Here is a 6000-nt window from a genome sequence, read left to right on the forward strand (position 1 = left end):
ATTTCATATACAGGCTAAAGACTGTATTTTTCATTTACAGCTTTAAGGTTGTATTTCACATTTACAGTCTATAGACTGTGAGTTGCCCTTTGCCACGTCACTGCTGCAGGAGCCTCGCGTGGACTATTCGCTCAAGACCGTCAGCCAGTTGCGTCCGATGCTGCTGGGCTTTCGCAAGCAAGCCGGCCTCACTCAGGAACAGGTCGCGCAGCACCTCGGCATCTCTCAGCAAAGCTATGCCGCTTTCGAAGCGCACCCCGAGTCCGCAAGCGTCGACCGGCTGTTTCGCGTTCTGCGGCTGTTCGCGGTCGAAATGCGCTTATCCTCCGCGGCTTTGGCGGCACCCGCAGCCGCGAAAAAGCGTACAGCGGCGCCAGGCACAGCAAAGCGCGCCGCAAAAAGCACGCCAAAAGGCCGCACAAAAAGCACGGCGGCCCCCGCCAAGAGCAGCGCGAAGCCGCGCAAACGGGAGGACTGGTGATGGCGCGCCCCCGCCAGGCAAACCGGCTCGACCTGTGGATGAACGGCCTGCCCGTCGGGTACTGGGAGGTCGTGCGCGGCGTGGAGCGCCTCGCCTATTTCGAAGCCTGGCGCGACGACGAGCAAGGCCGGCCGCTATCGCTTTCGCTGCCCTTCACGCCAGGCAACCAGCCGTTGCGCGGCGCCGCCGTGGCCGACTACTTCGACAACCTGCTGCCCGATAGCGAGCGCATCCGGCGCCGCATTGCGGCGCGCTACCGCACGGCCGGCACCACGCCGTTCGAGCTGCTCGCCGTGCTCGGGCGCGATTGCGTGGGCGCGCTGCAACTGCTGCCCGCTGGCGAGGAGCCGGTGGGTCTCGAAAACATCGAGGGCAAGCCGCTGTCGACGGCCGACATCGCCGGGCTATTGCGCGACACCACCGCCGCGCCGCCGTTCGGCGAGCACGAGAGCGTGGGCGACCTGCGCCTCTCGATTGCCGGCGCGCAGGAAAAAACCGCCCTGCTGCGGCACGACAACCGCTGGCTGCTGCCCATGGGCAGCACGCCCACCACGCACATCCTGAAGCTGCCGCTCGGTCTCGTCGGCAACATGCGCGCCGACATGCGCACGTCGGTCGAAAACGAATGGCTTTGCGCGAAGATCGTCGCGGCTTTCGGGCTGCCGATCGCGCCCTGTGAAATCGCCCGGTTCGAAGACGAGAAGGCGCTCGTGGTCGAGCGCTTCGACCGGCGCATGGCGCGCAATGGCCGCTGGATCGTGCGTCTGCCACAGGAGGATCTGTGCCAGGCCACGGGCACGCCAGGCCTGCACAAATACGAGGCCGACGGCGGGCCCGGCATCGAAGCCGTCATGACGGTGCTCGGCGGCTCCGTGCGCCGCGAGGACGACCGCCGCCATTTTTTCCTCGCGCAACTGGTGTTCTGGCTGCTCGCGGCCACCGACGGCCACGCCAAGAACTTCAGCATCGCGCATCTGCCGGGCAGCCGCTACGCCGCCACGCCGCTCTACGACGTGCTCTCGGCGCACCCGATCATCGGGCGCGGGCGCAATCAGCTTCCGGCGCAGCGTGCGAGCCTCGCCATGGCCGTGCGCGGGCGCAACGCGCACTACCGCATCGCGCAAATCCTGCCGCGCCACTGGATCGCCCAGGGGCAGCGCGTGGGATTCGCCGCCGCACAGGTCGAGGAGATGATGGAGACGGTAGCCGATGCAACCGAACGCGTGATCGGCGAAGTCGCCGCACAGCTTCCCGGCGATTTTCCTCTCGACGTGGCCGAGTCGATCTTCGCGGGCATGCGCAGGCTGGCAAGGGTTTTGAAGGTCGCCTGAAACGGTGCCAATGCCCGTTGATTATTTCCGCTAGCAAGCCGCCCGCGCCAACCCGCGACACATGCAATATCCGCATGATCTTCGTGCAAACAATGCAGTAGACAGCGCTTTTTGCCGCCTCTTTAATTAGCACGGTCATGCTATTTGGCATGACCCTGACACAAACAATACATAGAGGAGACATCCATGCGCGTTCGCGGACACAGGTTGCACAGTGTGGCGCTGGCAGCGGCGCTGACCTTCGCCGCGGGTGGAGCGGCAGCGGGCGAATCGTCCGTCACCCTGTACGGCGTAGCCGATGCCTACATGCAGTACCTGGATAACGGCGGCAACCACACCACCGCCCTGAAGAGCGGCGGCTCCACCAGTTCGCTGTTCGGCCTCAAGGGCGATGAAGACCTGGGCGGCGGACTGCGCGCGCAGTTCGATGTCGAGTCAGGCTTCAACCTCAATACTGGCGGGCTGTACGCCGACACCAGCACGCTCTTCTTCCGTCAGGCCTGGGTGGGCTTGAAAGACGACAAGTACGGCTCGCTCTCGTTCGGGCGGCAGTACGATCCGAGCTTCCGCGTGGTGTATCCGACTGATCCGTTCAAGGTCAACGAAGGACTCTCGCCATTCGCGGCCTATGTGCTCGCCGTCGACCACAACACGCTCTCCACTCAATACGACGCGGCGCGCCTGAGCAATAGCATGCTCTATCAGTCGCCGCAGCTGGGCGGCGTACAGCTGTACGCCATGTACGCCTTCGCGGCGACGGTGACCCAGCCGGTATCGCAAACGACGGGCAATGCGCTCAACGTGGGTGTGAATTACACCGGCGCGGGGCTCTATGCCGGCCTTGCCTACGAATATCAGCACCCCGGCACGGCGCACTACGCCACGCTTCCGGGCCCGCTCGATCTGTTGGGCACCGAGCACTTCATCGGCGCGCTCGCTTACCGCATCGGCCCCGTCAATCTGCAGTTCAACTATTCGTACAATCGCCCGAAGGACCCTGCGCCGCACACGCTGGCCGCGCTGCTCGGCACCGCGCATTCGCAGAGCATCGCCGAGCTCGGCGCGACGATCCAGGCCACCTCCGTCGACGAAATCCAGCTTGCCGCGCTCTATCGCAATGTGCGCGGCGCGCACGACAACACGCCCGGCTTCGAAATCGGCGCGGATCACTGGATCTCGAAACGCACGAGCCTCTATGTGCGCGCCGGCTACTTCAAGAACAACGGCACCGCCACGGTGAGCTGGCCAGGCGTCAGCGTGGCCCAGGGCGACACGAAGCAGGCCATGGGGGCGGTGGGGATGACCCACCGCTTCTAAGCGCGCTTTCCTGCGTGCTTCACGGCGTGCTCCTCGCCGCATTGCCGGCGGTTGCCGCACACATCGGCCGAGACGCTGCCGCGTTGCGCCAGTACACTCACCGGATCGGGTGCGGGCTGAATCAGGTCCCTGAATTCAGTCCCCTGAATTGGCCCGCCCCGCCGGTCCCACCACCGGGCCCCAATAACCGCGCCGCGCGTGCACTGCGCCGGCGCCTGTTTCGGGAGGTTTGAACATGGCCAACGACACGATGCTGCAGCAGATGCGCGCGAAGCCCGGATTCATTGCCGCGCTCGACCAGAGCGGTGGCTCGACGCCTGGCGCGCTGCGGCAATACGGTATCCCGGAGAGCGAGTACAGCGGCGACGCCGAGATGTTCCGGCTCATGCACGAGATGCGCGTGCGCATCGTCAGCGCGCCGGCCTTCACGGGCGCGAAGGTGATCGGCGCGATCCTCTTCGAGCAGACCATGGACGGCCAGGCGCACGGCAAGCCGGTGCCCGCATTCCTTTGGGAAGAGCGCGGCGTGGTGCCCTTCCTCAAGGTCGACAAAGGCCTCGAAGCCGAGGCCGACGGCGTGCGGCTCATGAAGCCGATGCCCGGCCTCGACGCCCTGCTGGAGCGCGCATTGAAAGCCGGCATCTTCGGCACCAAGATGCGTTCGGTGATCGAGCACGCATCGCCCACGGGCATCGCCGCCATTGCGAAGCAGCAGTTCGAGGTGGGCGAGCAAATCGGCGCGCGCGGCCTCGTGCCGATTCTCGAACCCGAGGTGTCGATCAAGGCCCCGGACAAGGCGCAAGCCGAAACACTGCTGCGCGACGAACTCCTCAAGGGACTCGACGCCCTGCCCGCCTCGCGCAACGTCATGATCAAGCTAACGATCCCCGACACGCCCGACTTCTACAAACCGCTCATCGATCACCCGCGCGTCGTGCGCGTGGTCGCGCTCTCGGGCGGCTACACGCGCAGCGACGCGTGCCAGCGGCTGGCGGCCAATCACGGCATGATCGCGAGCTTCTCGCGCGCGCTGATCAACGACCTCACCCGACAGATGAGCGATGCGCAATTCGATGCCGCGCTTGCCGCGAGCATCGACGAAATCTACAAGGCTTCTGTCGAGAAAGTCTGAGCGCCATCAGTGCGAAGCGTTTTGAGAAACACAGCCGGGCCCCGCCCCGGCTGTGTTTCTTTCTGGGCGGCTATACTGTGCCCCTTTCATTCGTTCACCTGCGTTTGCCCAAGCGTTTGCTCACGAAATCACGAAAGGACCGGCCATGAGGCGGTTACTCTGCCTGCTCGTCATGCTGCCTGGCCTCGTGCAATACGCGGCGGCCCAGCAGCCTCCAGCAGACGACAAGAAGCTCCCCACCTACCTGAGCCAGAAGTTTGGACTGGCAAAGGACAAGGCTGCCCAGATCTCACTGGCCGTCACCACGGCCGCCGAAAAATACTCGCTGCCGCCCGCGGTGTTGCTCGCCATCATCTCGATCGAATCGCGCTTTCGCGAGAAGGCGCGCGGCTCGAACAACGCGACCGGGCTCATGCAGGTGGTGCCCTCGGCGCACCGCAAATTGCTGCGCAACGTGAAAGATCTCACGGACCCCGAGGTCAATATCGATGTGGGTTCATCGATTCTCTATGGCTACCAGCGCGCGGCCGGCGGCGATCTCGACGCGGCGATGAAGAATTACGGCGGCTCGAAGGCCTATGCGGACAAGATCCGCATGCGCGCGGCCGAATTCAGCCGTGTGCTCGATGCCGCGAGCGCGCCGCAAGCGGGTGCTGCCGCATCGGATGCGCCCGCAACCTTTAGCGGCGCTTTCTCGGCTGACATGAACGGCAACGTCGCCGCAAGCGACGCGTCGCCGGCTTCCGCCACGGCGGCGCCGGCCGGCATGGCGGCGGCAGCGGTAGCGGCAGCGCAAAATTCCGCGTCGTCGCCGACGCCTTCTCTCGTGCCGCCGAGCGCCCCGGTTACCGAGGCGTCGTCCATGCGCGGCGTGCTCGAGACCCGCAGCAACGCGCGCTCGCGCGAACGCTGAAGGTTCAGCCGCGCTGCGATTCGATATTCCGGGGTAGTACGCATCAAGCGCCCAGCGTCGGCAACGCCGAGGCTGGGCGCTTGATGCGTTGTCGTTCAGCTATGCGTCGCGGGTGCTTCGCCGTTGCTTTCAGGCGTTTCGCCGGCTGCCTCGGGGGCTTGCGCCTGTGCCGGTTCAACCGCCGGTTGAGTCGCGGCCACTGCGGGATCCTGCGCGGGCGCTACCGCATCGGCCGCGGCAGGCGCTGCAGCCGCCTGCCCTGCCTGCCCTGCTTGCTGCGCGTTTTCCTGCTCCTTGGCGCGCGCCTCGGCCTTGGCCTTCTGGTGCGCGAGCGCGGCCTTGGCGCGGCCGACATGCGAAGGGTCGATGCCCGGGCCTTCCGAGGCGCTGCCATCGAGCTCATAGCGCGCGCCGCCTTCGGCCACGCGCTCGTGATAGCGCGGATGATTCACGTGGCGCTTGAGCACGGCGACGATCAGCGTGCGCTCGTAATCGGGATGGCGCGCGACGAGGTCCTCGACTACGCCGATCTTCAGCGGCAAGCGCTCGCGGAACGCCGGATAGTGCTTCGCGAATACGTTCCAGACCGCGTTGAGCTGGCGATTGCGCTCGATGCGCGCCTTGTCGGCTTCGCTCAGATTGGCCATCGACGGCTGCTGGCGCGCCGGACGCTGGCGCTGACCGCCGCGCTCACCATCGCGCGGGCCGCGCGCCGGGCGGGACTGCTGCCCCCGCACTTCGTGACGCTTTTCGGTCGAGCTGCCGGCCACCTCGCCGCCCTCGCCAGCGGGCTTGCCCTGCGCCTGGCCGCGCTGCTGCTGCGGAC

The 6000-nt window shown here is 65.9% G+C and carries 6 protein-coding genes; 5 read left to right on the forward strand and 1 reads right to left on the reverse strand.

Annotated features, from left to right (window positions below):
* Positions 1 to 157 precede the first annotated feature (157 nt).
* The 5 genes from HV773_RS25655 to HV773_RS25675 all read left to right on the forward strand — a co-directional run bounded on the left by HV773_RS25655 (position 158) and on the right by HV773_RS25675 (position 5174).
* Complete coding sequence (locus tag HV773_RS25655) at positions 158 to 481, forward strand: helix-turn-helix domain-containing protein (RefSeq protein ID WP_175197112.1); 324 nt, start codon at positions 158 to 160, stop codon at positions 479 to 481.
* A complete protein-coding gene (locus HV773_RS25660) occupies positions 478 to 1812 on the forward strand; it encodes a type II toxin-antitoxin system HipA family toxin (protein ID WP_175197096.1) in 1335 nt (444 codons plus the stop codon). The genes HV773_RS25655 and HV773_RS25660 overlap by 4 nt, the downstream gene beginning before the upstream one ends.
* Before the next feature lie 186 nt (positions 1813 to 1998).
* Entirely contained in the window at positions 1999 to 3129 is a 1131-nt protein-coding gene (locus HV773_RS25665) for a porin (RefSeq protein ID WP_175197097.1), read from the forward strand.
* A gap of 235 nt (positions 3130 to 3364) precedes the next feature.
* On the forward strand, positions 3365 to 4261 hold the full coding sequence (locus tag HV773_RS25670) for a fructose bisphosphate aldolase (protein WP_175197098.1): 897 nt from the start codon (positions 3365 to 3367) through the stop codon (positions 4259 to 4261).
* 145 nt (positions 4262 to 4406) lie between these two features.
* Positions 4407 to 5174 carry a transglycosylase SLT domain-containing protein gene (locus HV773_RS25675; protein ID WP_175197099.1) on the forward strand — a complete coding sequence of 256 codons (768 nt, stop codon included), beginning with the start codon at positions 4407 to 4409 and terminating at the stop codon, positions 5172 to 5174.
* Positions 5175 to 5269: 95 nt separating this feature from the next.
* Here HV773_RS25675 and HV773_RS25680 read toward each other — a convergent pair.
* A partial coding sequence (locus HV773_RS25680) for a ProQ/FINO family protein (RefSeq protein ID WP_175197100.1) occupies positions 5270 to 6000 on the reverse strand: 731 nt, incomplete at its 5' end.

This window comes from Paraburkholderia caffeinitolerans (genome assembly GCF_902859945.1).
Classification (GTDB): domain Bacteria; phylum Pseudomonadota; class Gammaproteobacteria; order Burkholderiales; family Burkholderiaceae; genus Paraburkholderia; species Paraburkholderia caffeinitolerans.